This is a genomic window from Roseospira goensis (assembly GCF_014197795.1).
In the GTDB taxonomy this organism is placed as follows: domain Bacteria; phylum Pseudomonadota; class Alphaproteobacteria; order Rhodospirillales; family Rhodospirillaceae; genus Rhodospira; species Rhodospira goensis.
The window spans coordinates 1-24,602 of sequence record NZ_JACIGI010000005.1; the positions used below are offsets into that span (position 1 = coordinate 1).

A 24,602-nucleotide genomic window follows, 5' to 3' on the forward strand; every position below is an offset into this window, starting at 1 on the left:
AGGGGAGACGTGTGTCCGAATGGAGCGCAATATGAGAAACGGATAGCGAACATCGCGCCAAAGATGGCGTGAAACGCGCCCTACCCGGCGTTCAGACTTCCGCTAACGCCGCCAACCCGGCCGAACAGCCCGTTCTTCGAGGTGCCCATTATTGATTTTACAGCCGATTATCGCTGCAAACCGAAATCGTGCCGAGAGTCCGGTTTGTCGCGATCGGCTGTAGGCGGTCGGCTGTAAGCGGTCGGCAGGCCCAAGTACGCGCGCGCCGCGGCCTGTGGCCCGTCACCCGAACGTCACCACCCCATCCGGCCGGGCCAGGGCGGCGAGGCGCAGGCCGACCCGTCGCGCCGTCTCCAGCGCCAGCGTGGTCGGCGCCGAGACCGTCGCCAGCAGGGGCACGCCGACCCGTGCGGCCTTCTGCACCAGTTCCACGCTGCACCGGCTGGTCATGATACAGAACCCGCCGCGCGGGTCGAGCCCGGCGCGGGCCAGGGCGCCGATCAGCTTGTCGAGCGCCGAATGCCGGCCCACGTCCTCGCGCGCCATCATGATCCGCCCGGTGGGATCGCAGAACGCCGCGGCGTGCACCGACCGTGTGCGGGCGTTGAGCGGCTGGTGGTCGGGCAGGGCGGCGAAGGCGCGCGCGATGGTGGCCGGCGTCACGCCCTCCGGCGGCGGTCCGACGCGGGGCAGGGCGCGGCTCGCCTCGGCCAGGGTCGCGACCCCGCACAGGCCGCAGCCGCTGCGTCCCTCCAGGCCGCGCCGCTCCGCCAGCCGGTCGGCATCGGCGGCGTCCGGGTCGACGGCCAGGCACAGCTCCCAGCCGTCGGAGCGCCGGCGCACCTTGGCCAGCAGCAGCGCGTCCGGGGCCGGGATGATGCCTTCCGCCAGCGAGAAGCCGAGCGCGAAGTCCTCCAGGTCGGCCGGGGTCGCCATCATGACCGCGAACGGGTCTCCGTTGTAGACGAAGCCGATCGGGGCCTCCTCGGGCAGGGTCCAGTCCACGCGACCGGCGCCGCCATCGGGGCGGTGCAGCGCGCCGGCGACGGTGGCGGGGTCCGGCGGGGAGGTCAGATGACCCATGGTGGCGGCTCCGGCATGCCGCCCACGCGGGAGCGTGGGCGGAAGACAGGAAGGGGGTGCCCACGCGGAAGCGTGGGCGCGAGATCACCTCTCTCGGTCCCGCACGCCCCGCGCCTCATTCCGCCGCGACCGGCGGCGCGTCGTCGCCGGTCCGCAGGTTGGCGCGCGTCACCTGCACCGCCGTGACCTTGTACTCGGGGCAGTTGGTGGCCCAGTCCGAGTGCTCCGTGGTGACCACGTTGGCGGCGGTCTCCGGGTGGTGGAACGTGGTGTAGACCACCCCCTGCGGCACCCGGTCGGTGAGCCTCGCCGTCAGGCTGGTGGCCCCCATGCGGCTCGCCAGCGAGACCCGGTCGCCGTCGCGGATGCCGCGCTGTTCGGCGTCGTGGGGGTGGATCTCCAGCACGTCCTCGGCGTGCCAGGCCACGTTGGCGGTGCGCCGGGTCTGGGCGCCCACGTTGTACTGGGTCAGGATGCGCCCGGTGGTCAGAATCAGCGGGAAGGCGCGGCTGGTGCGCTCCTCCGTGGGCACGAACGCGGTGACCATGAACCGGCCCTCGCCCCGCACGAAGTGGTCCCGGTGCATGATCGGTGTCCCCGCTGGGGCGGCGTCGGTGCACGGCCATTGCACGCTGCCCAGCCGGTCCAGCTTTTCGAACGAGACGCCGGCGAAGGTCGGCGTGAGCGCGGCGATCTCGTCCATGATCCCGGACGGGTGGTCGTAATGCATAGGGTAGCCCAGCGCCGTCGCCAGGTCGCAGGCCACCTGCCACTCGTGCTTGCCGGTCTTCGGCCGCATCACCGGGCGCACCCGGTTGATGCGGCGTTCCGCGTTGGTGAAGGTGCCGTCCTTCTCCAGGAACGAGGTCCCGGGCAGGAACACGTGGGCGAAGGCGGCGGTCTCGTTCAGGAACAGGTCCTGGATCACCACGCAGTCCATGGCTTCCAGCGCCGCCCGGACGTGGCGGGTGTTGGGGTCGGACTGGGCGATATCCTCGCCCTGGATGAACATCCCCCTGAAGCGGCCGTCCACGGCCGCGTCCAGCATGTTGGGCAGGCGCAGGCCCGGCTCGGCCCCCACGGCCACACCCCAGACGGCCTGGAACTGCGCGCGCACGGCCTCGTCCGAAACGGGGCGGTAGCCGCTCAGCTCGTGCGGGAACGAGCCCATGTCGCACGATCCCTGGACATTGTTCTGGCCGCGCAAGGGGTTCACGCCCACACCCGGGCGGCCGATGTTGCCGGTCGCCATGGCCAGGTTGGCGAGCCCCATCACCGCGGTCGAGCCCTGGCTGTGCTCCGTGATGCCCAGGCCATAGTAGATCGCCCCATTGCCGCCGGTGGCGTACAGGCGGGCGGCGGCGCGCACATCGGCGGCGGGGACGCCGGTGATGGGCTCCAGCGCCTCCGGCGCGTGGCGCGGGTCTGTGATGAAAGCCGCCCACTCGGCGAAGGACGAGGGATCGCAGCGGTCGGCGATGAAGGCGCGGTCGGCCAGGCCCTCGGTCATCACCACATGCGCCAGCGCATTGATCAGCGCCACGTTGGTTCCGGGCCGCAGGGCCAGATGGTGGGTGGCCTCGACGTGCGGGCTGCGCACCAGGTCGATGCGGCGCGGGTCGGCCACGATCAGTTTGGCCCCGGCCCGCAGGCGCCGCTTCATGCGCGAGGCGAACACAGGGTGCCCGTCGGTCGGGTTGGCGCCGATCAGCAGGATCACGTCGGCGGCCTCGACGCTCCGGAAGTCCTGGGTGCCGGCCGAGGTGCCGAAGGTCTGCTTCAGGCCGTAGCCGGTGGGGGCGTGACAGACCCGGGCACAGGTGTCCACGTTGTTGGTGCCGAAGGCCGCGCGGATCATCTTCTGCACCACGAACACCTCTTCGTTGGTGCAGCGCGACGAGGTGATGCCGCCGATCGCGTCCGCGCCGTACTCCGCCCGGATGGCCTTGAAGCGGGCGGCGGCGAAGGCGATGGCCTCGTCCCACGACACCGGGCGCCAGGCGTCCGTGATGCGCGCGCGGATCATCGGCGTGGTGACGCGGTCGGGGTGGGTGGCGTAGCCCCAGGCGAAGCGGCCCTTGACACAGCTATGGCCTTCGTTGGCGCCGCCGTCCGTGTGCGGCACCATGCGCACCACCGTCTCGCCCTGCATCTCGGCCTTGAACGAGCAGCCCACACCGCAATAGGCGCAGGTGGTCAGCACCGCATGGGTGGGCTGGCCGTGGTCGATGACCGATTTCTCCATCAGCGTCGCGGTCGGGCAGGCCTGCACGCAGGCGCCGCAGGAGACGCACTCGCTGTCCAGGACGTCTTGCCCCTGACCGGCGGTGACGGCGGCGGCGAAGCCGCGCCCGTCTATGGTGAGCGCGAAGGTGCCCTGGGTCTCGGCGCAGGCCCGCACGCAGCGGGAACAGACGATGCACTTGGCCGGATCGAAGGTGAAATAGGGGTTGCTGGTGTCCTTCTCGGCCGACAGGTGATTGGCCCCCTCATAGCCGTAGCGGACTTCGCGCAGGCCCACGGCGCCGGCCATGTCCTGGAGTTCACAATCGCCGTTGGCGGCGCAGGTCAGGCAGTCGAGCGGGTGGTCGGAGATGTACAGCTCCATCACCCCGCGCCGCAGCGCGGCCAGCCGCGGCGTCTGGGTGGCGACCGTCATGCCGGCGGCGACCGGGGTGGTGCACGACGACGGGGTGCCCTTGCGGCCCTCGATCTCCACCAGGCAGAGCCGGCAGGAGCCGAACGCCTTGAGGCTTTCGGTGGCGCACAGCTTGGGAATGCTGATGCCGGCTTCCGAGGCCGCGCGCATCACCGAGGTGCCTTCCGGAACGGTGACCGTGCGGCCGTCGATGGTGAGCGAGACCGTCTGCTCGCTCGTTGCCTGCGGGGTGCCGTGATCGGTCTCGGGCAGCAGGGTCATGACGTGGCATCCATGGATGGGGGCCGGCCGCGGTGCCGCCGCGCGTCACTCCGCTGCGGCGCGGGCCGGGCGATCGAAATCCTCCGGGAAGTGGCGCAGGGCGCTTTTCACCGGGTTCGGGGTCAGGCCGCCCATGGCACAGAGCGAGCCCTCGGCCATCACCGTGCACAGGTCGTCGAGCAGGGCGAGGTTGGCGTCCCGGTCCACACCGGCCGCGATGCGGTCGAGGACCTCGACGCCGCGCTGGCTGCCGATGCGGCACGGCGTGCACTTGCCGCAGCTCTCCAGGGCGCAGAACTCCATGGCGAAGCGGGCCTGGGCGGCCATGTCCACGGTGTCGTCGAACACCACGATCCCGCCGTGTCCGAGCATGGCGCCGGCCGCCGCCAGGACCTCGTAGTCCGCCGCCAGGTCGAGCCCGTCGCCCGGCACGAAGGCCCCCAGCGGCCCGCCCACCTGCACCGCGCGCACCGGCCGGCCGCTGCGCGTGCCGCCGCCGAAGCGGTGGATCAGGTCGTGCAGGGTGACGCCGAAGCCGACCTCGACCAGCCCGCCCCGGCGGATGTTGCCGGCGAGCTGGAACGGCTGGGTGCCGCGCGACCGGCCGACCCCGAAGGTGCGGTACATCTCCGGCCCCTCGGCCAGGATGGAGGGCCCCGCCGCCAGGGAGAGCACGTTGTTGACCACGGTGGGGCAGCCGAACAGCCCTGCGTGGGCCGGCAACGGCGGGCGCGCGCGCACCTCGCCGCGCTTGCCCTCCAGGCTCTCCAGCATTGCCGTTTCCTCGCCGCAGACGTAGGAGCCGGCGCCCACCCGCAGGTGAAGGCGGAACGTGTGGGCGCTGCCGTGGATGCCGTCGCCGAGCCAGCCCTCGGCCTCGGCGATGCGGATCGCGGCGCGCATGGTGGCGATGGCGTGCGGATACTCCGAGCGCAGGTAGAGGAATCCCGCGGTGGCCCCGGTGGCGAGGCCGGCGATGGTCAGGCCCTCGATGAGCAGGAAGGGATCGCCTTCCATCAGTATCCGGTCGGCGAAGCTGCCGCCGTCGCCCTCGTCGGCGTTGCAGGCGATGTACTTCTGTGGACCCGGCGCCGCGCGCACCGTCTCCCACTTGACCCCGACCGGGAAGCCGGCGCCGCCGCGCCCGCGCAGGCCGCTGTCGGTGATGGCGGCGCAGATGTCTTCCGGGGTCATCTCCAGCGCCCGGGTGACGCCGGCCAGCCCGCCATGGGCGCGATAGTCGCCCGGCGACACCGGGTCGATCACGCCGCAACGGGCGAAGGTGACGCGCTGCTGCTCTTTGAGATAGGGGATCCCGGCGGTGGGACCGTGACCGAGCGGGTGGGGCGCGGCCTCAAGAAATCCGGCCTCGAACAGGTCGGGGATGTCCGCTGGCGTCACCGGGCCGTAGGCGTGGCGGGTGCCGTCCGGGCGCTCCACCTCCACCAGCGGCTCCAGCCACAGGAGCCCGCGCGAGCCGGTGCGGACCAGGGTGACGGCCTCGCCGCGCCGAGTGGCCTCGGCGGCAAGGGCCTCGGCCACGGCGTCGGCGCCCACCGACAGGGCGGCGGCGTCGCGGGGCACGAAGACGCGGGTTGGAGTCATGGCGCCCCCTCCCGCTGTTCCGCCGCGAGGGTGTCGAAGCGGGCCGGCGTCACGCGGCCGTGCAGCGTCTCGTCGATCATCACCGCCGGCCCCAGGGCGCAATTGCCCAGGCAGTACACCACCTGGAGGGTGAAGGCGTCGTCGGCGGTGGTGCCGCCGTCGTCCACCCGCAGGCTGCGCCGCACGTGATCCAGCAGAGACTCGGCGCCGACGGCCTGGCAGGCCTCCGCGCGGCAGACCTTGATGATGTGGCGGCCCGGCCGGGTGCGGCGGAAGTCGTGGTAGAAGCCGATCACGCCGTGCACCTCGGCGCGCGACAGGTTGAGGGTGTCGGCCAGCAGCGGCACCGCCGACTCGTCGATGCAGCCGAAGGTCTCCTGGAGGGCATGGAGCATGGGCAGGAGCGCCCCCGGCGTGCCCACGTGGGGTGCGAGCACGGCGCGTGCGGTGTCCTCCGCCCAGGGTGAGCGCCCCGCCATCGGTCCTCCCCGCCGGCCTGGGGCCGGTCCGTTCGCCCGCCAGCCTGGTGGGGCCGGCGGGTTTGATCATCTCGTTGGTGGGGTCCGGCGCGGCGCGTTACGCGCGACCATCCCGGATCCGACACGATCCAGGATCAAACAGGTCGGGCGCAGTTTCAAATTTTCATTTCGGATGCCGTGATAGATCGATCCTATCAACGGAGGCCGAAATCGCGACAGAAGGGAATGGCGGGCGGGCGGGCGGGCGAGGGGGAGCGCCACGGCCCCCGCTCAGATATCCAGGTTGACCACGTTGAGGGCGTTCTCCTGGATGAAGTCGCGGCGCGGCTCCACCAGGTCGCCCATCAGGCGCGAGAAGATGGCCTCGGCGTCGTCCACCTGGCTGACCTTGACCTGCAACAGCGAGCGCGCGTTGGGGTCCAGCGTGGTCTCCCAGAGCTGGTCCGGGTTCATCTCGCCCAGGCCCTTGTAACGCGACAGGCTGATGCCCTTGCGGCCCCGGGCCATGACCGCGTCGGCCAACCCCACCGGGCCGTGCACGGTGACCGCGCCGTCGGCGGTGTGCAGTGTCACCGGCTGGTCGAAGATCGCCGCCAGGTCCTGGGCGCGGCCGTGCAGATAGCGGGCCTCGGCGCTGTGCAGCATGGTGGCGTCGACGTGATGGCGCTCGGTCACCCCGCGCAGGGTGCGGGTGAACAGCAGCCCGCCGTCCGCCCCCAGCGCCTCGCCGCCCCAGCCGCGTTCGGCCTCGGCCTCCTGGCGGTCGAGCCGCCGCGCCACCGCCGCCGCCCGCTCCGTGGCGCGGGCGGGGTCCGCCAGCACCTCGGGGTCGAAGGCATCGGCGATCGCCATCTGCTCCAGCATCCAGGCCGGCACGCGCCGGCTCAACGCCTCCACGGAGTGCTTGAGCTGGCGGGCCTTCTCGGCCAGCGCGCGCAGGTCCTCGCCGGTCATCGAGGTGCCGTCGGCCAGGGTGAGCCGCAGCTCGGTCAGGCCGCTGTCGATGAGGTGGCGCTCCATGGCGCGCTCGTCCTTGAGGTAGACCTCGGACTGACCGCGCTTGGCCCGGTACAGCGGCGGCTGGGCGATGTAGAGATAGCCCTTCTCGATGATCTCCGGCATCTGGCGGAAGAAGAAGGTGAGCAGTAGGGTGCGGATGTGGCTGCCGTCCACGTCCGCGTCGGTCATGATGATGATCTTGTGGTAACGGGTCTTGGCGATGTCGAAGTCGTCGCGGCCGATTCCCGTCCCCAGGGCCGCGATCAGCGTCCCGATCTCCTGCGACGATAGCATCTTGTCGAAGCGCGCCCGCTCCACGTTCAGGATCTTGCCCTTCAGGGGCAGGATGGCCTGGAACGCGCGGTCCCGGCCCTGTTTGGCGGAGCCGCCGGCGGAATCGCCCTCGACAATGAACAGCTCCGACTGGGCCGGGTCGCGGTTCTGGCAGTCGGCCAGCTTGCCGGGCAGGCTGGAGATGTCGAGCGCGCCCTTGCGCCGGGTCAGCTCGCGGGCGCGGCGCGCCGCCTCGCGCGCCGCCGCCGCCTCGACGATCTTGCCGACGATCTTGCGGGCCTCCTGCGGGTGCTCCTCCAGCCACTGGCCGAGGCGGTCGGCGGTGATGCTCTCGACCACCGGGCGGACCTCGGAGGAGACCAGCTTGTCCTTGGTCTGGCTGGAGAACTTGGGATCCGGCACCTTCACCGACAGCACACAGGTCAGGCCCTCGCGCATGTCGTCGCCGGTGGGCGTGACCTTCTCCTTCTTCAGCAGCCCGGACTCCTGGGCATAGTGGTTCAGGGTGCGGGTCAGTGCCCCGCGGAAGCCGGCCAGGTGGGTGCCGCCGTCGCGTTGCGGGATGTTGTTCGTGAAGCACAGCATGGTCTCGTGGTAGCTGTCGGTCCATTCCATGGACAGCTCCACGATGATGCCGTCGCGCTCGCCCTGCACCGAGACCGGCGGCTTGTGCAGCGGCATCTTGGACTGGTCCAGATAATGCACGAAGGCCTCGATGCCGCCTTCGTAGTGGAGATCGACCGAGACCGGCTCGGCGCCGCGGCAGTCGGTCAGCCGCAGGTAGACCCCCGAGTTCAGGAACGCCAGCTCGCGCAGGCGATGCTCCAGGGTCTTGAAGTCGTAGGCGATGTTCGAGAACACGGCCGGCGAGGCCAGGAAGGTGATCTCGGTTCCGGTGCGGCCGTCGGATGCGCCCACCACCGCCAGCGGCGCCTCCGGCTTGCCGTCGCGGAAGCGCATGCGGTGCTCCTGGCCGTCGCGCCAGATGCGCAGGTCGAGCCATTCCGACAACGCGTTCACCACCGAGACGCCGACCCCGTGCAGGCCGCCCGAGACCTTGTAGCTGTCCTGGTTGAACTTCCCGCCGGCGTGGAGCTGGGTCATGATGACCTCGGCGGCGGAGACGCCCTCGCCCTTGTGCACGCCCACCGGGATCCCGCGGCCGTTGTCGCGCACGGTCACGGAGCCATCGCCGTTGAGGATTACCTCGGTGCGGTCGCAGTGCCCGGCCAGCGCCTCGTCGATGGCGTTGTCGACCACCTCATAGACCATGTGGTGCAGCCCGGACCCGTCGTCGGTGTCCCCGATGTACATCCCGGGCCGTTTGCGCACGGCCTCCAGTCCCTTGAGAACCTTGATCGATTCGGCGTCGTACGCGTGCTGCGCCATGCTCGGTCCCATTCGTGTCTCGGAAGGCCCGTCAGTCTACCAGATCGCCGTCCGCCAGGCGGACAAATTGCGCCTGCCCGGCGAAGGCGTCGAACAGCGCGGTGTCGGTGCCGGTCAGCCAGGCCTGGGCGCCCAGATCCGCCAGCACCGCCGCCAGGGCGGCGCGGCGCGCCTCGTCCAGATGCGCCACCACCTCGTCCAGCAGCAGCAGCGGCGCCCCGCCGCGCGCCGCCCGCACCACCCGGGCCTGGGCCAGCACCAGGGCGATCAGCACCGCCTTCTGCTCGCCGGTCGAACACAGCGCCGCCGGCCGGCCGTGCCCGGCATGGTGCACCACCAGGTCGCTGCGGTGCGGCCCCTGGGCGGTGCCGCCGGCCTCGGCGTCGGCCGCCCGCGCCGTCGCCATGGCGGCGCGCAGGTGGTCCTCCACCGCCAGCGCGGGGCGCTGGTCCAGTGCCTGCTCGGCCGCGCCCTCCAGGGCCAGGGTGGCGGAGGGGAACGGGCCGCCGGCGGCATCGGTCAGCGCCGCCGTCAGCCGCGCCACCAGGTCGCGCCGGGCGGCGGCGATGGCGACGCCGTGGCGCGCCAGGGTGTCCTCCAGCGCATCCAGCCAGGCCCCCGTGCGGCCATCTCCCCGGCCCTCGCGCAACAGCCGGCTGCGCTCGCGCAGCGCGTGGGCATGGGCGGCGCAGCGGCCGGCGTGGTCCGGGTCCAGGGCCTGCACCAGCCGGTCCAGGAAGCGCCGCCGCGCGCCGGCGCCGTCGCGGAACAGGCCGTCCATGGCCGGCACCAGCCACAGGGCGCTGAGGTGGGCGCCGAGGGCGCCCTGGCCGCGCGCGGTCTCGCCGTCGATGCGCACCACGCGGCGCTCCGGCCCCCCCGCCGTGCCGCTCCCGGTGCCGCTCGCGATCAGGCCGCTGCCCAGCGTGACGGTCCCGTCGGCGGTCTCCACCCGGGCCGCCACTGCCCAGGTCCCGGACGGCGCGCCGTGGCGGGCGATCTCCCCCAGACGGGCGGCGCGCAGGCCGCGGCCCGGGGTCAGCAGCGACAGCGCCTCCAGCACGTTGGTCTTGCCGGCGCCGTTGGGACCCGTCAGCACCACCGGGGCCGGCGCCACCGCCAGCCGCAGGTGGTCGAAACAGCGGAAGTCGGTCAGCGTCAGACGGGTCACCGCCGGGCGGATCGGGGGTCGGGCCGGCGCGGCGGCGGCCCGCGGCCCGGGCGGTCCCGCCGCGGCCATCACGCGGATCCCATCACACCCGCATCGGCATCAGGACGTAGATGGCCGAGCCGTCGGCGACGTCGCGGATCACGGTCGGCGCCGAGGCGTCGGCCATCACCAGGCGCACCGCGTCGCCCTCGATCTGGCCCAGGATGTCGAGCAGGTAACGGCTGTTGAAGCCGATCTCGATCGGGGCGGCGTCGTAGCTGGCCTCGACCTCCTCCACCGCGCTGCCGGCGTCGGGGCTGTTGGCCGACAGCGTGATCTGGCCCGTGTCCACGGCCATCTTCACGGCCCGCGACTTCTCGGTCGAGATGGCCGAGACGCGGTCGACGGCGCGCCCCAGGGTGGCGCAGTCCACCTCCAGGACCTTGTCATTGTCGGCCGGGATGACCCGCTCGTAGTCCGGGAAGGTGCCGTCGATCAGCTTGGAGATCATCACGCAGTCGTCGAAGGCGAACCGGATCTTGGTGTCCGACAGCGAGACGGTCACGTCCATGCCGGTTTCGTCGATCAGCTTGCGCAGTTCTGCCACGGTCTTGCGCGGCACGATGATGCCCGGCATGCCGGCCGCGCCCTCGGGCAGGGGCACCTCGACCCGGGCCAGGCGATGGCCGTCGGTGGCCACCGCGCGCAGCACCGGCACGCCGTCGCTGGTGGTGGCGTGCAGGTGGATGCCGTTGAGGTAGTAACGCGTCTCCTCGGTGGAGATGGCGAACCGCGTGTGGTCGATCATGCCGCGCAGGTCGGCCGCCGAGACGGTGAAGGCGTGGCTGTAGGTCCCGCTGCTCATGACCGGGAAGTCGTCGACCGGCAGGCAGGCCAGGTTGAAGCGCGACCGGCCCGAGCGCAGCACCAGGTGGTTGCCCTCGCCGTCCAGGGCCAGCTCGACCTGGGCGCCGTCCGGCAGCTTGCGCACGATGTCGTACAGGGTGTGGGCCGGTGCGGTGGAGGCGCCGGCCTGGGCCACGGCGCTGTCCACCGATTCCGCGATCTCCAGGTCCATGTCCGTGGCGTTGAGACCGAGCGCGCCGTCGCGGGCATCGAGCTTGACGTTGGCCAGGATGGGGATGGTGGTGCGGCGCTCGACAACGCTCTGAATATGCCCCAGGGATTTCAGCAAAGCGGAACGCTCGATGGTCAGCTGCATGGCCGAATCGTTGTTATGAGACAGGGGTGCGTCGGGGGAGCCCGGCGCCGGGCCGCCCAGTATAGCGGTGGGGTCCGGCCCCCAAAAGGATGAATTTCCGCTCTGCACACGGCCTTTTTTCGGCCCCGCACGCGGGCGGCGAGCGGCCCGGACTGGCGGCCGGACGCCAGTGGCCGGATGCCAGTAGCCGGATGCCAGTGGCCGGATGCCAATGGCCGGACGGGCCGGCCCGGCTCAGCTTTCCAGCATGCGGCGCAGCAGGTCCACGTCCTCGGCGAAGGCCGCGTCGGTGCGGCACAGCTCCTCGACCCGGCGCACGGCGTGCATGACGGTGGTGTGGTCGCGGCCGCCGAACTTGCGCCCGATCTCGGGCAGCGACTTCTGGGTGAGCTGCTTGGACAGGTACATCGCCACCTGGCGCGGCCGCGCCACCGTGCGGCTGCGCCGGGCCGACGACATGTCGGCGATCCGCACCTTGTAGTGCTCGGCGACCTTCTTCTGGATCTCGTCGATGGTCAGGCGCCGGTCGTGGGCGCGCAGCAGGTCGTGCAGCACCTCGCGCGCCGTCTCCAGGGTGATCGGCCGGCCCACGAGCTGGGCGTGCGCCACCAGTCGGGTCAGCGCGCCCTCCACCTCGCGGCCGTTGGAAACGATCTTGTGGGCGATGAACTCCAGCACCTTGGGCGGGATGTCGACGCCGAACTGTTCGGCCTTCGAGGCCAGGATGCCCAGGCGCAGCTCGTAGGTGGTCGGGTGCAGGTCGGCGACCAGCCCCATGGCCAGGCGCGAGCGCAGGCGGTTGCCGATCTCCTCCAGATCGTTGGGCGACTTGTCGGCGGACAGCACGATCTGGCGGCCCTGGTCGACCAGGGAGTTGAAGGTGTGGAAGAACTCCTCCTGGGTCGATTCCTTGCCGCTGATGAACTGCACGTCGTCGATCATCAGCACGTCGACGGAGCGGAACTGCTCCTTGAACGAGATGGTGTCCTGCATCCGCAGCGCCCGGATGAAGCTGTACATGAACTTCTCGGCAGACAGGTAGGCCACGCGGCGGTGCGGGCGGGCCTCGCGGATGTGGTGGGCGATGGCGTGCATCAGGTGGGTCTTGCCCAGGCCGACGCCGCCGTACAGGAACAGCGGGTTGAACGACACCTGTTCGGACTCGGCGACCCGCTTGGCCGCCGCGTAGGCGAACTCGTTCGGCTTGCCGGTCACGAAGGTTTCGAACGTGAAGCGCGGGTCGAGGGTGGCGGAGAACTCGTCGCCCGGACCGGGGGCCGGACCCGGCTCCGGGCCGCGCGCGACCGGGGCGGCGGGAACGGGGGCCGCGACCGCGGCGGCGGCGTGGGGGCCGTCCGCCCGACCGGTCGCCCGGCCCGCGGGCGTGGCCGCCGCGCCCCCGTCCGTTCCCGCCAGCATCGGCGTTTCGGGCGCGTTGACCGTGAAGCGCAGCGTCCGACCGCGCGGATCGGAGCCCGACCACAGATCGCGGATGCGGTCCGCGTAGTGGGTCATGACCCAATCGCGCATGAACGGCGTCGGCAGACCCAGCGAGACACTGCAATCCGCGTGGGGGTCCACTGTCATCGGCTTGACCCAGCTGTTGTAGGCCGCGGTCCCGAATTCTCGGCGCAGTTGCTGGCGCACCCGGGCCCACAATTGGCCGACGTCCTGGCCCCCGTCCTGGCCCCCGTCCTGGCCGACGTCCTGGCCGACGTCCTGGCCCCCGTCCCGACCCAGGTCTTGGCTCCCATCCTGGCCGACATCCATATCCGACACGGTCTTGTCCACCTTTTGTGTCTCCTGGGGTGGCGTGCCCCCTTCTCGTCGCCTCGCCGGTCCGCCACGGATCCGTCATGCTTCCAACCGACGGGGCGGGTGCGGCGACACGGCCCCCCGCACGCGCGCCGGCACGGCGCGCCTGATCCCTGTCGGTCATTCCCTCTTGTCTTGGATCGGGCTCCGCGACGTTGCCCCGGTGGCGGTTGCGCCATCAAGGACAAAGCCGCCGGACGGCGCTTTGGAATCAGCACCGCGCCACCGATCGGCCCCGGTCATACAGAACTGCAATAAAAGGAACTAAGGAAATAAATTTCAGACGAACACTGTAAAAAACGAAACAGTTATGAAACAAATTTATCTGGAACTAGCAACGTTCATCTCTAACCAACTAGTCTGGCGTCGAAAACCTGCTTTGTGTGTGTTTCCCTTTGATCTTCACTTCCGCGTGAGCCTCTGAAGCCTAGCGCCGTCGTCCGGTCGAGGCAACGTGATCGTATCGGGAACAGCGGGTGGGGTGGGCCGCGCCGGCGATGCAGATCATAGGGATTGTGGCCCGCCCCGAACTACAAACCATATGTCGCCGTCGACGCCGACGGTGAGCATCATCGTGGTCCCGGCGGCCGAGCGTGCGCACCCCGCAACGATCACTTGACACCGGAGTCCCTTTTTTCCAATCGCCGTGTCGCCGGCCCGGATACCCGGGGGGCAGAGGCCGGCCGAACACGCGCCGGGTCCCGGAACGCCCGGAGTCGCCGCCCGGTCGGTCATCCGAGCGTCACACTGGGGCGCCGCCGGTCCGCCTCCCGAGCCGCCTCCCGAGCCGCCTCCCGAGCCACCCGGCACGTGGCGCCGCGGTGGCGCCGCCCCCGGGGTCTCGGTCCCCCGGGCGGTGGCCCGTCGCGGCCGGCGAAAAAGCGGCGGCCGGGGCGTGGACGAACGCGGCGGCCGTCGCCATCTCCCCCTCATGACCGAGTCCGACGCCCCCTCCGGGCCGCGCCGTCGGCCCCGCACGGACCCCGCCCCGGCCGCCGGGACGGACCGCTCGGAGTCCGCCAGCCGCGCCGCAGCGGGGTCGGGCCGAGGCCCTGGCGTGGCCCTGATGGCGTCGCGCCTGGCGCTGGGCTGGGAACGCGCCTGGCAGGCGTTCTGGCCCGTGCTGGCGATGGCCGGTGGCGTCCTCGCCGTGCTGCTGTCCGGTGTGCTGCCACTGCTGCCGGGGTGGCTGCACCTGACGGTGCTTCTGGTCCTCGCGGCCGCGCTGCTGGCGGTGGCCCTGCGGGCGAGTCGGGCCTGGCGCTGGCCGAGCCGGGCCGAGGCGCTGGCCCGCCTGGAGGGCGGCGGGCCGGGCGCCCATCGACCCCTGACCGCCAGCGCCGACCGGCTCGCCCTGGGGGCGCAGGATCCCGTCTCGCGCGCCCTGTGGCGGCGCCATCAGGCGCTCATGGCGGCGCGCGCGCGCACCCTGCGGGTGCGGCCGCCGCGCCCGCGGCTGGCGGCGCGCGATCCCCGGGCGCTGCGCCTGGTGCCGCTGCTGCTGCTGTTCGCCGCCCTGGCGGCGGCCTGGCCCGATCCCGTCGGTCGGCTCGGGGCGGCGCTGTCGCCCCGACTCGGCGCGCCGGTGCCCCCCGCCGTGGCACAGGTCTGGATCACGCCGCCGGCCTACACGGGGCAGGCGCCCGTCTACCTGGAGGCCCACGCCGGGGAGTCGCCGGGCGCGGGGGCGCCGGCCCCGGCCGGCGGCGCCGGCGTGCCGACGATCGGACCGCCGGCCCTGACCGTGCCGGCCGGGGGGACCGTCCTGGCGCTGGTGCGGGGCGGCCGTGGCCCGGCGATGCTGGATTTGGGCGCGGCGGATGATCCCCGGCCCCTGGAGTCCGCGGGCAGCGGCGGGCAGCGCCTGGAGCGGGAGGTGGCCACCGGGAGCCGGCTGCGCCTGACCCAGGGGGGGGCGGTGCTGGTCGACCGGCCGCTGCGGGTGAGTCCGGACGCGCCGCCCAGCGTGGCCTGGACCGACGACCCGAGCGGCGATTCGCGCGGCCGCCTGACGCTGTCCTACCGCGCCGACGACGACCACGGCGTCATCGACCTCGCGGTGACGGTGCGGGCCGCCGGCGAGCAGGTCCTGGGCGCGCCCGTGGATCTGGCGCTGCCGCCCGGGGCCACGCCGGGGCGCACGGCGGTGCGCGACCTCAGCGCCCACCCCTGGGCCGGGACCCCGGTCACGCTGGCCCTGGAGGCCACCGACGCCCGCGGGCAGACCGGCCGCAGCGCCGCGGTGGCGCTGACCCTGCCGGAGCGGCGGTTCCAGCACCCGGTGGCTCAGGCGGTGGTGGACATGCGCCGCGCGCTGGTGATGCGGCCGGAACGCGCCGAGGCGGCCGCCGTGGGGCTCAGCGTCCTGGCGGAGGACCGGCCGGCCTACGGCGACTCGCTGGCGGTGTTCCTGTCGCTCAAGGCGGCGGCGGCGCGCCTGGTGCGGGCGCCGGACGGCCGGGCGCGCACGGAAGACCTGGCGCTGTTGTGGTCGATCGCGCTGGCGCTGGAGGACGGCACCCTGACGCTGGCCCGGCGCGAGCTGGAGCAGGCACGCCAGGCCCTGCGCGAGGCGGTCGAGGACGGCGCGGACCGCGCCGAACTGGCGCGCCGCCTGGAGGCGGTGCGCGAGGCCATGAACCGGCTGATGCGGGACCTGGCCGAGGCGCTGCCGCTGGTCAACCTCCCGGATCTGCGGCTGCCGATGCCCGAGGGCACCGAGATGTTCAGTCCCGAGGACGTCGAGCGCATGCTGGACCGCCTGGGCGACCTGGACAACCTGGGCGCCGAGGAGGCCGCGCGGGCCCTGCTGGACCAGCTCGACCGCATGCTTCAGCAGCTCGAATCGGCGCGGCCGCCGACCGCCGCCGAGATGCGGGCGATGGCCGAGGCCGCCGAGATGATGCAGCGCCTGCGTGACCTGGCGCAGCGCCAGCGCGGCCTCCTGGACGAGACCTTCCGCCAGGACCGGCGCGGCGCCGACCGGTTCGGTCAACCGCCCGCGCCGCCCCGGCCCCCAGGGGCCCCGCAGCCGCCGCAGGCGTTGCCCATGCCGGGAGCGCCGGGCGACTCGATGCAACAATGGTTTGACCGTCAGCCGCCCCTGAGCAACCAGACGCCGCCGGCGCCGTCGGAGCGTCTGCGCGATCTGGAAGAGCGCCAGCGCGCCCTGCGCGAGGCGCTGGAGGACCTGATGGCCGATCTCGGCGACCGCACCGGCCAGGTGCCGGATCAACTCGGGGCCGCCGACCTGGCCATGCGCGAGGCCGAGCAGGCGCTCGCCCAGGGCGAGGCCGGCGCCGCCGCCCGGGCGCAGGGGCGCGCGCTGGAGGCCCTCACCCAGGGCCAGCAGCAGGCCATGGGACAGATGATGGGGCCGGGCGGCCAGCCCGGGCCGGGGGGCTTCGGCCTTCTGCCCATGGCGCCGGGCCAGGGCCTGGGGCCGGGGGGGCGGCCGGGACTGCCCGGGATGATGCCGCGCCCGGGGCTGGGGCGCGATCCGTTCAACCGGCCGGCCGCCGGTGCCGCCGACGACGACTCGGTGGAGGTGCCCTCGGAGCCCGATACGCGGCGCGCCCACGACATCCTGCGCGAGTTGCGCCGGCGCGCCAACGAGGCCGACCGGCCGGCGCTAGAGCGCGACTACCTCGACCGCCTGATGGATCGCTTCTGAGCGCCTCCGACGGCGTCCGACCGTGGCGGCGGCGGGACAGGCTTGCACCGGCGGCCGCCGTGGCGCACGACTGGGGGCATGACCCGCCGTCCCGCCGCCACCCCATGTGATGCCCTGGGTGATGCCCCGGAAACCGTGCCATCGCGGCCCGTGCCCCGCCCGGGTCCCGCCGCCATCGTCTACGACGGCCACGCCGGGGCGGTGGAGGACCTGCTGATCGGCTTCGCCGCCGCGCTGCGGACGCGCGGGGTGCGCGTGGGCGGACTGGCCCAGCGCACCACCCGCACGGCCGCCGGGCGCAAGACCGGCATGGCGGTGATCGACGTCGGCTCCGGCGCCGCCCACGACATCATGCAGAAGCTGGGGCGCGACTCGCGGGCCTGCTCGCTCGACACCCAGGGCCTGACCGAGGCCAGCGCCGTGTTGCGGCGGGCGCTGGCCGGCGGCGTCGATCTGCTGGTGGTCTCCAAGTTCTCCCACCTGGAGGCGGAGGGGCGCGGGCTGGCGCAGGAGATGTTCGCGGCCATGGCGGAGGGCGTGCCGGTGCTGACCCTGGTGCCGCAGGCCCATGCCGTGGACTGGTTGCGCGCCACCGCGCCGGTGGGCAGCCTGCTGGCGCCGCGTCTGGAGGCCTGCTGGCGCTGGTGGGGGCCGCACGGCCTGTACGCTGCACTGGCGGCCGCGGTGCCGGCGGCGGCCGTGGCGCGGCGGGTGGTGATCGGCCTGAACTGGACCCTGGTGGAGGCGGCGGACGGCGGCGTCGGCCTGGCGCAGACGCCGGTCCGGGACGGCCCCGGGTGCCGGCCGCCGACGGGGGCCGGCGAGTTGGCCGGGCGGCCGCTGCGCGCGCTGGCGGCGGGCGCGGGGAACTGGGATCCGATGGCGGCCGCGCTCGGCGCCGCCGCCGTCAACGCCGCCCTGAACCGGCCCGACCTGGTGGGCGCGGCGGCCGCCGGGAACGGTCTCGACCTGTTCGCCGCGGCCGCCGCCGATGCCGCGGCGCCGGTGATGGTGGGCGCCTTTCCCGGCCTGCGCGAGCGCGTGCCGCATCTGCGCCTGATCGAGCGCACGGCCGGGCCGGATCGCGATCCCGAAGCGGCGGCGCCGGTCCTGCTGCCCGGTGCGGACGCCGTTCTGCTGACCGCCTCGACGGTCGCCAACGGCACCCTGCCGGGCCTGCTGGCCCTGACCCGACCGGGCGCCGCCGTGGTGTTGGTCGGGCCCGGCACGCCGCTGACGCCGATGCTGTTCGACCACGGCATCACGACGCTGGCCGGGCTGGTGGTCGAGGACCGCGACGGTCTCGCCCGCGCGGTCGCGGAGGGGGTCGGGGCGCGCGGCCTGCGCCGGTTTGGCCGGGACGTGGTGTGGCACCGGCCGCCGGAGCCGTGACCCCTGGGGTGATCGGGGGGGCGGGGGGCGCCGTCAGTCGTCCTCGTAGGAGCCGCGCTCGGCGTCGCGGTGGCAGGCCAGGCAGTTCGACGGCGTGACCACCTCCGGGCGGTCCCAGACCTCGGGCCGGAAGTCGTGCTCGCGGAGGAAGGCGGGATTCTCGGTGATGCGCAGGGGCACACCGTCGGGCCGCACCCAGCGCATGTAGTCCCGCGCCAGCTCCGAGCCGCGCACGTCGCCCGCGTTGGCGGTCAGGTAGGCGCGGATGTGGGCGGTGTCGGCCGGCGACAGCGTGGCGTCGTCACCGAAGTGGTCGGCCAGTCCGTCCATCATTGCGTCCCAGGACCGGGCGGGCAGGAACCCGGGCTGGAACGCCATGTGGCAGTCCCCGCATTCGGTCTGCGTGAGCGCGTCGGTCACCGGTGGAATCCAGTCGTCCTCGGCCAGCGCCGGCGCGGCCACGGCCATGCTGCCGGCCAGCAGCAGCGAGGCCGCGGTGGCTCGGATCATCGGGGTCATCATCACTGTCCCATCATGAAGGTGATGTAGTCGCCCTTCTCCTGGGCGGTGCAGTGGCGGCCGAGCACCGCCTCGCAGTCGCGGCGGAACTGCTTGGCGACCTCGTCCGGGTCGGTGAAGCGGTCCGGCTTAGCGGAGACGGCGACGGGTTCGATCGGCCGGCCGGTCTTGGCGTTGCGGCCCATGGCACGCGGGTTCTCAGTGTGGCAGGCGGTGCAGGCCGGCGTCCGGTCGTCGCCGCCGGCCCACTGGGTGCGGAACAGGGTCTCGCCCCGGTCGGCGGCGAAGCCGGCGAAGGCCGGGTCGGCGGCCCGGGCCTCGGCGGCGAGGCCGTCGAGGATGGCCTGGCGGTCGGCCGCGTCGCCGGCGTGGGCCGGGGCGATCGACGCGGCCAGGCCGGTCGCCAGCAGGGCGGCGAGGGTCAGGGAACGGGCAGGGGTCACGGCGCGGGTCTCCGTCGTCGGCGGGGGGGGCGTGGCGGGCTGGGATCAACGGGCTGGGGGCGGCGCCCGTCCTCAGGCGTCGCGCAGACGCAGGCGGGGGGCGATCCGTCCGGCCAAGCCGCGCAGGCGGCGCAGGCCGCCGAACAGGGCGACGATCACCAGCGCGTGGGCGGCGATGGTCCACAGCGCGCCGTCCGACAGCGCCCCGTGCAGGTCCTCGACCGACGGCAGCCAGTGCGCGGCCATGCCGCTGCCGGCGGCGGCGCCGACGGTGATCAGCAGGGCGACCGCCAGCCACGCGAACAACGGATTGCGGCCGCGCCCGTCGGCCAGCCAGCGGCGGGTCTTGGCCAGCGACGGCCGGGGCAGGCGCCACGGCGCCGAGCGGGCCATCAGGCCGATCAGGAGGCGCGCCACGACCGCGATCAGGACGGTGTAGCCCGCCACCTGGTGCATCATGTAGAGGTCGTCGGAGTCCCCGGTGAGCCAGGCCACCAGGAAGCCACCGGCGATCACGGCATGCCATGCCCGCATGGCGGGCAGGGCGATGCGGGGCGGCGCCCCGCGCCGGGCGGCGCGGGGGCGGGCCGGGGTCGTCGCGGTCTCAGTCGTCATGGCGGCGGTCTCCGTCGCGGTAGCCGAGGCCGGCCTGGCGGTCGTGGTCGTCATCGTCATCGTCATCGTCGTCCCAGGCTTCGTCCCAGTCGTGGTCCCCGTCATCATCCCAGTCGTCGCGGTCGTCGCGCTCGTACCGGTCGTCGTCGTCGCGATAGGCGTCGCGATCGGCGTCGCGATAGCCGGTCCAGGTCCGCTCCCCGGCGGTGCGGCCGGCCGGGGCGGTGCGATAGCCGGTGTCGTCGGGGCGGGCGCCGACCTGCGGGCCGGCGGCCTGCGCCGGCGCCGCTGCCGGGAGCGGGGCGGCTCCGGCGGTGATCGCGGTGTCCGTCGTGGCAACTGCCGGGGGGGCCGCCATGGGGGCCGCCAGGGGGGCCGCCGAGGGGCCGGCGGCGCCGTCGGTGGCGCGGGCGATCTCGGACCAGGCGAGGCCGGCGCCGGCAATGGCGGCGGCGGCGACCAGGCCGTGGACGATGGTGCGGGTGATCATGACTGGGCCTCCTTTGCTCTCGGCGTCATGCCAGCAGGGGTACCAAAGCCGGTCTGACGACCCGCTGACGGCCGCGCAGGCCCGCACACCGGCCTTCCCTCTGCCATCGCATCCCGCGGCGCTGCCCCCTGGTCGAACGGCGCCCGGGCCTCTATGTTCAGGGGACGCAACGACCGCGCGACCCGACCCCGAGACGAGGACGAGCCCGGCATGATCGACCCCTTCGGCCGCCGCGTGACCTACCTGCGTGTTTCCGTCACCGACCGCTGCGATCTGCGCTGCCAGTACTGTATGGCCGAGCGGATGACCTTCCTGCCCAAGCGCGAGCTGCTGACGCTGGAGGAGATGGAGCGGGTCTGCCGCGCCTTCGTCGCCAAGGGGGTCCGCAAACTGCGCATCACCGGCGGCGAGCCGCTGGTGCGCAAGGACGTGATGGTGCTGTTCCGGGGCCTGGGGCGGCTGCTGAATGGGGGCGGCCTGGATGAATTGACGCTGACCAGCAACGGCACCCAGCTCGCCCGGTACGCCGACGACCTGGCGGCCTGCGGGGTGCGGCGCATCAACGTCTCGCTCGACACCCTGGATCCCGACCGGTTCCGCGTCATCACCCGGCGCGGCGACTTCGACCGCGTCATGGCGGGCATCGCCGCCGCCCGCGCCGCCGGCCTGAAGGTCAAGATCAACACCGTGGCCATGCGGGGCTTCAACGACGACGAGATCGACCGCCTGGTGGCCTGGTGCGGCGAGCGCGGTCTGGATCTGTGCTTCATCGAGACCATGCCGATGGGCGAGATCGGCCCCGACCGGGTGGACCAGTACCTGCCGCTGTCGACGGTGCGCGAGCGCCTGGCGGAGACCTGGACCCTGACCGACACCGGGTTCCGCACCGGTGGGCCGGCCCGCTACGTCGACGTGGCCGAGACCGGCCAGCGCATCGGCTTCATCACACCGATGACCCACAATTTCTGCGAAAGCTGCAACCGGGTCCGGCTGACCTGCACCGGCACGCTCTACATGTGCCTGGGCCAGGAAGACGCCGCCGACCTGCGCACCCCGCTGCGGGCCTATCCGGACGACGACGGCCCGCTTCTGGACGCCATCGACGCCGCCATCGCGCGGAAGCCCAAGGGCCACGACTTCGTCATCGACCGCGAGGCCCGTCCCGCCGTCGGCCGCCACATGAGCGTCACCGGCGGGTAGGGCGCCCGCTCCGCGTTTGCGTCCGCACGCGGGACCCGTAACCCTGGGCCGTCTCCGTCATCCGCAGGGAGACTGCCCATGCCCTCCGAGCGTCGTGTGCGTCATGTGCCCCGGCCTTTGGCCGTGCGCGCCACCGAACCCTTCGACACCGCCGAGGCCGCCTGGTTCTGGGTGCAGCGCGCCCGCCTCAATCGAGCCGAAGGCGCGCGGCTGACCGCCGACCCGCTGGCCGCCGCCCGCCCCTGCGACCCGGATGACATCGTGCGCGCGGTGCAGCGGCTGGCGCGCGCGGCGGTCCTGACGCGTCGTCACCTGCGGGTGCTGGACCGCCACGGCCGCCGCCTGACCCCGCCGGATGCGCGCCTGCCCGAGGAGGAGGCCGACGCCGCGCTGTGGGCCGAGGCGCTGGACCGCCTCACCGGGCCGCTGCGCCGGAAGGGGATCGTGGCGTGATCCTGCCGGCGGACGCCGACGACCCGCCGCCGGCGGCGGCGCTGGTCGTGTTCACCGACGGCCGCGAGATCTGGTGGCTGCGCGCCCTGCGGCCCGGGTTCCGGCACGTCATGGTGGCCGTGGCGCGGCCCGGGCACTGGGTCGTGGTCAACCCGCTGGCCCACCGGACCACCGTGGACGTGGTGCCCGGCGCGGCCGGGGCGGACCTGGCGGCGTGGTTCCGCGCCCAGGGGCATACGGTGGTCGAGACCGTGGCCCGCCGTCCACCCCGGCGCCCGGCCCCATGGGCGCCGATGACCTGCGTGGAGCAGGTCAAGCGTCTGCTCGGCCTGTCCGCGCGCCGAATCTGCACGCCCTACGGTCTGTACCGGGCGCTGACGGCCGGGGGGTACCGGTCGAAAAAAGACCTTGGCGGCGCACCCTCCATGCGGCATTAGAACAAACATCGAACGGGGACACGTGTGACCACACCCCGCCGGCCACCGCGCCGGCGGGGTTTTTTGGTGGCTGCGCGCGGTCCCGAGCCGAAAGGAGGATCCGCGCCCATGGGAGGCCTGTTCTCGCCGCCGAAGATTCCGTCGCCGCCCCCGCCGCCGCCGCCGGCGCCCCCGCCTCCGCCGCCTCCACCGCCGCCGCCCCCGCCGCCGCTGGTCGACCCGGCGCCCGATCCGGTGCCCGATCCGGTGCCCGACCCGCCGCCGGCACGCCCCGAGGGTGACGCGGCCGCCGCCGATGCCGCCCGCGATGCCGCTCGCGAGGCCGTGCGCCAGCGTCACCGCGCCGAGGAGCGGGCGGCCCGGGGCTGGCGCGCCACCGTGAACACGACCTATCGCGGGGTGCTGGCCCCGGCCCTGGTCCAGGGCCGTCCCGGCCTGAAGACCCTGCTGGGAGACTGACGGCATGGCCCCCTCCGCTCCGCTGCCGACCGTCGGGACCGGGTTGGGCGACGACGACGGCGTCGCCCCCCTGCTGCGCCGCTACCGCGCGGCCCAGACCCGGCGCCAGCGCTGGGAAGGCACCTGGCGCGACTGCTATGCCTTCGCCCTGCCCAGCCGCGAGTCCGCCGTCGACGGCGCGGCGCCCGGCACCGTGCGCGGCGACCGCCTGTTCGACGGCACCGCGCCCGACGCCGTGGACCAGCTTGCCGCCAGCCTGCTGGCCCAGCTCACGCCGCCCTGGTCGCGCTGGTTCGACCTCACCGCCGGCGCCGACCTGACCGAGGACGAGCGGGCGCGCATGGCGCCCACGCTGAGCCATGCGGCCGAGCGGTTGCAGGCGCAGTTCGCGGCTTCCAACTTCGCCGTCGAGGTGCACCAGGCCTATCTCGACCTGGTCACCCTGGGCACCGCCTGCCTGGCGTTCGAGGAGGCGCCGCCGGGCGAGCCCAGCGCGTTCCGCTTCGCCGCCGTGCCGATGGGCGACGTGGCGCTGGACGAGGGGCCGGGCGGCCATCTGGACACCGTGTTCCGGCGCATCCGTCTGCCGCTGTCGCAGGTGCGGGCGCGCTGGCCGGACGCCATGCTGCCGTCCGACCTGGAGCGGCGGGCGGCGGACGAACCGGACCTGGACGTCGCGGTGCTGGAATGCGTGGTGCCGGACGGCCGCGGCTATGCCCACACCGTGCTGCTGGCCGGCACGGGCGGCGCTGCCGCTCTGGCCGACGCCGGCGCGCCGCTGGGGACGCCGACCGTGCTGGCGGCGGGCCGGTTCGGGGTGTCGCCGTTCCTGTGCTTCCGCTGGACCAAGGCCCCGGGCGAGGCCTACGGCCGCTCGCCGGTGATGAAGGCCCTGCCCGACATCAAGACCGCCAACGCGGTGGTGGAACTGGTGCTCAAGAACGCCTCCATCGCCGTCACCGGCATCTGGCAGGCCGACGACGACGGCGTGCTGAACCCGGCCGCCGTGCGGCTGGTGCCGGGCTCGATCATCCCCAAGGCGGTGGGCTCGTCGGGGCTGACGCCGTTGCGGGCGGCGGCCGACTTCGACGTCTCGCACCTGGTGTTGGAGGACCTGCGCCGGCGCATCCGCACCGCCCTGCTGGTCGACAGGCTGGGGCCGCCCGACGGCCCCGCCATGACCGCCACAGAGGTGGTGCACCGCGCCGCCGACACCGCCCGGGTGCTGGGCGCGTCCTACGGGCGGTTGCAATCGGAGTTGCTGGCGCCGCTGGTGCGGCGTGGGCTGGCGATCCTGCGCCGGCGCGGTGAGGTGCCGCCGGTCCGGCTCGACGGCCGCCTGGTGGATCTGGTGCACGCCGGGCCGCTGGCCCAGCAGCAGCGTATGAGCGATGCCCAGACGACGCTCACCTGGATCAACGCGGTGCTCGGCCTGGGCGAGGCCGGGGCGCGGGTCGTCGACGCCGAGGGCGCCGCGCGCTGGCTGGCGCGCACCCTGGGCGTGCCGGACGCCGCGCTGCGCCCGGTGCCGCCCCAGGACCCCGCGGGAGGGCCGGCCGATGGACCGTGACATCGAGACCGGGACCGACTCCGACCGCGCCGGGCTGGCGCGCGCCTGCGCCCGTCTGTTCAGCGGCGGTGACGGGGCGCGCCTGCTCGACCACCTGCACGCCCTGACCCGGGACCGCCATCTCGGGCCGGCGGCGTCGGACGCCGCACTGCGCCACCTGGAGGGCCAGCGTGCCCTTGTCGCCCACCTGGACCGCCTGATTGCCACGGGCCGCGAGGGCGGCGGATAGCCTGTCGTTCGCGGTCCCACGCGGGCGCGTGGGACCGAGAGATGACCGCCGGCTCTCGTGCCCACGCGCCCGCGTGGGCACCCGCATTGCGCCCGCCTCGTTTTCCAGCCCGTTCCGAGGAGACCGTTCATGAGCCAAGCTTTTCCGCCCGGCGCCGCCGGGGCGG

General features: G+C 73.4%; 20 protein-coding genes. 8 read left to right on the forward strand and 12 right to left on the reverse strand.

What is annotated here, in order from left to right; translation table 11 throughout:
- Positions 1-282: 282 nt before the first annotated feature.
- From fdhD to dnaA, 8 genes are all read right to left on the reverse strand, one after another.
- Positions 283-1,083: a formate dehydrogenase accessory sulfurtransferase FdhD gene (fdhD, locus tag GGD88_RS04000; RefSeq protein WP_184431983.1), complete on the reverse strand. Its 801-nt coding sequence runs from the start codon at positions 1,081-1,083 to the stop codon at positions 283-285.
- Between the two features lie 115 nt (positions 1,084-1,198).
- Positions 1,199-4,003 (reverse strand): formate dehydrogenase subunit alpha, encoded by a 2,805-nt coding sequence (gene fdhF, locus GGD88_RS04005; protein ID WP_184431985.1) that lies wholly within the window; start codon positions 4,001-4,003, stop codon positions 1,199-1,201.
- Positions 4,004-4,048: 45 nt separating this feature from the next.
- A complete protein-coding gene (locus GGD88_RS04010) occupies positions 4,049-5,608 on the reverse strand; it encodes a formate dehydrogenase beta subunit (RefSeq protein WP_184431987.1) in 1,560 nt (519 codons plus the stop codon).
- Entirely contained in the window at positions 5,605-6,087 is a 483-nt protein-coding gene (locus tag GGD88_RS04015; RefSeq protein WP_184431989.1) for a formate dehydrogenase subunit gamma, read from the reverse strand. Before GGD88_RS04015 ends, GGD88_RS04010 begins: the two co-directional genes overlap by 4 nt.
- 270 nt (positions 6,088-6,357) lie before the next feature.
- Positions 6,358-8,769: a DNA topoisomerase (ATP-hydrolyzing) subunit B gene (gene gyrB / locus GGD88_RS04020; RefSeq protein WP_184431991.1), complete on the reverse strand. Its 2,412-nt coding sequence runs from the start codon at positions 8,767-8,769 to the stop codon at positions 6,358-6,360.
- 31 nt (positions 8,770-8,800) lie between these two features.
- Positions 8,801-9,940 carry a DNA replication/repair protein RecF gene (gene recF / locus GGD88_RS04025; RefSeq protein ID WP_343056247.1) on the reverse strand — a complete coding sequence of 380 codons (1,140 nt, stop codon included), beginning with the start codon at positions 9,938-9,940 and terminating at the stop codon, positions 8,801-8,803.
- Between the two features lie 82 nt (positions 9,941-10,022).
- Entirely contained in the window at positions 10,023-11,141 is a 1,119-nt protein-coding gene (dnaN, locus tag GGD88_RS04030) for a DNA polymerase III subunit beta (protein ID WP_184431995.1), read from the reverse strand.
- A gap of 234 nt (positions 11,142-11,375) precedes the next feature.
- The gene (gene dnaA, locus GGD88_RS04035) at positions 11,376-12,911 is read right to left on the reverse strand and encodes a chromosomal replication initiator protein DnaA (protein ID WP_184432315.1); all 1,536 of its coding nucleotides are present in this window, start codon (positions 12,909-12,911) and stop codon (positions 11,376-11,378) included.
- Between the two features lie 1,111 nt (positions 12,912-14,022).
- On the opposite strand from dnaA, the gene GGD88_RS04040 reads away from it, so the two are divergent.
- Positions 14,023-16,629, forward strand: coding sequence for a TIGR02302 family protein (locus GGD88_RS04040; RefSeq protein ID WP_246423568.1), 2,607 nt, complete (start codon positions 14,023-14,025; stop codon positions 16,627-16,629).
- Between the two features lie 78 nt (positions 16,630-16,707).
- Positions 16,708-18,021 carry a DUF2478 domain-containing protein gene (locus GGD88_RS04045; RefSeq protein ID WP_184431999.1) on the forward strand — a complete coding sequence of 438 codons (1,314 nt, stop codon included), beginning with the start codon at positions 16,708-16,710 and terminating at the stop codon, positions 18,019-18,021.
- Between the two features lie 33 nt (positions 18,022-18,054).
- Here GGD88_RS04045 and GGD88_RS04050 read toward each other — a convergent pair whose 3' ends face one another.
- From GGD88_RS04050 to GGD88_RS04065, 4 genes are all read right to left on the reverse strand, one after another.
- Complete coding sequence (locus GGD88_RS04050) at positions 18,055-18,531, reverse strand: diheme cytochrome c (RefSeq protein ID WP_246423557.1); 477 nt, start codon at positions 18,529-18,531, stop codon at positions 18,055-18,057.
- A gap of 11 nt (positions 18,532-18,542) precedes the next feature.
- Positions 18,543-18,983 (reverse strand): DUF1924 domain-containing protein, encoded by a 441-nt coding sequence (locus GGD88_RS04055; RefSeq protein ID WP_343056248.1) that lies wholly within the window; start codon positions 18,981-18,983, stop codon positions 18,543-18,545.
- Between the two features lie 72 nt (positions 18,984-19,055).
- Positions 19,056-19,598, reverse strand: coding sequence for a hypothetical protein (locus GGD88_RS04060; RefSeq protein ID WP_184432003.1), 543 nt, complete (start codon positions 19,596-19,598; stop codon positions 19,056-19,058).
- Positions 19,588-20,088 carry a hypothetical protein gene (locus GGD88_RS04065; protein WP_184432005.1) on the reverse strand — a complete coding sequence of 167 codons (501 nt, stop codon included), beginning with the start codon at positions 20,086-20,088 and terminating at the stop codon, positions 19,588-19,590. Before GGD88_RS04065 ends, GGD88_RS04060 begins: the two co-directional genes overlap by 11 nt.
- Positions 20,089-20,298: 210 nt before the next feature.
- On the opposite strand from GGD88_RS04065, the gene moaA reads away from it, so the two are divergent.
- The 6 genes from moaA (at position 20,299) to GGD88_RS04095 (ending at position 24,436) form a co-directional block, all read left to right on the forward strand.
- Complete coding sequence (gene moaA, locus GGD88_RS04070) at positions 20,299-21,288, forward strand: GTP 3',8-cyclase MoaA (RefSeq protein WP_221237001.1); 990 nt, start codon at positions 20,299-20,301, stop codon at positions 21,286-21,288.
- Between the two features lie 78 nt (positions 21,289-21,366).
- Positions 21,367-21,741: a hypothetical protein gene (locus GGD88_RS04075; protein WP_184432009.1), complete on the forward strand. Its 375-nt coding sequence runs from the start codon at positions 21,367-21,369 to the stop codon at positions 21,739-21,741.
- On the forward strand, positions 21,738-22,178 hold the full coding sequence (locus tag GGD88_RS04080) for a hypothetical protein (RefSeq protein WP_343056249.1): 441 nt from the start codon (positions 21,738-21,740) through the stop codon (positions 22,176-22,178). The genes GGD88_RS04075 and GGD88_RS04080 overlap by 4 nt, the downstream gene beginning before the upstream one ends.
- Before the next feature lie 108 nt (positions 22,179-22,286).
- On the forward strand, positions 22,287-22,637 hold the full coding sequence (locus tag GGD88_RS04085) for a hypothetical protein (RefSeq protein WP_184432012.1): 351 nt from the start codon (positions 22,287-22,289) through the stop codon (positions 22,635-22,637).
- Positions 22,638-22,641: 4 nt separating this feature from the next.
- The gene (locus GGD88_RS04090) at positions 22,642-24,207 is read left to right on the forward strand and encodes a portal protein (RefSeq protein WP_184432014.1); all 1,566 of its coding nucleotides are present in this window, start codon (positions 22,642-22,644) and stop codon (positions 24,205-24,207) included.
- Entirely contained in the window at positions 24,197-24,436 is a 240-nt protein-coding gene (locus GGD88_RS04095) for a Bbp19 family protein (protein WP_184432016.1), read from the forward strand. The genes GGD88_RS04090 and GGD88_RS04095 overlap by 11 nt, the downstream gene beginning before the upstream one ends.
- The last annotated feature ends 166 nt before the right edge of the window (positions 24,437-24,602 follow it).

Coding starts and splice junctions, on each gene's coding strand:
- fdhD (WP_184431983.1), bottom strand. CDS start 1,083: ATGGGTCATCTGACCTCCCCGCCGGACCCCGCCACCGTCGCCGGCGCG.
- fdhF (WP_184431985.1), bottom strand. CDS start 4,003: ATGACCCTGCTGCCCGAGACCGATCACGGCACCCCGCAGGCAACGAGC.
- GGD88_RS04010 (WP_184431987.1), bottom strand. CDS start 5,608: ATGACTCCAACCCGCGTCTTCGTGCCCCGCGACGCCGCCGCCCTGTCG.
- GGD88_RS04015 (WP_184431989.1), bottom strand. CDS start 6,087: ATGGCGGGGCGCTCACCCTGGGCGGAGGACACCGCACGCGCCGTGCTC.
- gyrB (WP_184431991.1), bottom strand. CDS start 8,769: ATGGCGCAGCACGCGTACGACGCCGAATCGATCAAGGTTCTCAAGGGA.
- dnaN (WP_184431995.1), bottom strand. CDS start 11,141: ATGCAGCTGACCATCGAGCGTTCCGCTTTGCTGAAATCCCTGGGGCAT.
- dnaA (WP_184432315.1), bottom strand. CDS start 12,911: ATGGATGTCGGCCAGGATGGGAGCCAAGACCTGGGTCGGGACGGGGGC.
- GGD88_RS04040 (WP_246423568.1), top strand. CDS start 14,023: ATGGCGTCGCGCCTGGCGCTGGGCTGGGAACGCGCCTGGCAGGCGTTC.
- GGD88_RS04045 (WP_184431999.1), top strand. CDS start 16,708: ATGACCCGCCGTCCCGCCGCCACCCCATGTGATGCCCTGGGTGATGCC.
- GGD88_RS04050 (WP_246423557.1), bottom strand. CDS start 18,531: ATGATCCGAGCCACCGCGGCCTCGCTGCTGCTGGCCGGCAGCATGGCC.
- GGD88_RS04060 (WP_184432003.1), bottom strand. CDS start 19,598: ATGACGACTGAGACCGCGACGACCCCGGCCCGCCCCCGCGCCGCCCGG.
- GGD88_RS04065 (WP_184432005.1), bottom strand. CDS start 20,088: ATGATCACCCGCACCATCGTCCACGGCCTGGTCGCCGCCGCCGCCATT.
- moaA (WP_221237001.1), top strand. CDS start 20,299: ATGATCGACCCCTTCGGCCGCCGCGTGACCTACCTGCGTGTTTCCGTC.
- GGD88_RS04075 (WP_184432009.1), top strand. CDS start 21,367: ATGCCCTCCGAGCGTCGTGTGCGTCATGTGCCCCGGCCTTTGGCCGTG.
- GGD88_RS04085 (WP_184432012.1), top strand. CDS start 22,287: ATGGGAGGCCTGTTCTCGCCGCCGAAGATTCCGTCGCCGCCCCCGCCG.
- GGD88_RS04090 (WP_184432014.1), top strand. CDS start 22,642: ATGGCCCCCTCCGCTCCGCTGCCGACCGTCGGGACCGGGTTGGGCGAC.
- GGD88_RS04095 (WP_184432016.1), top strand. CDS start 24,197: ATGGACCGTGACATCGAGACCGGGACCGACTCCGACCGCGCCGGGCTG.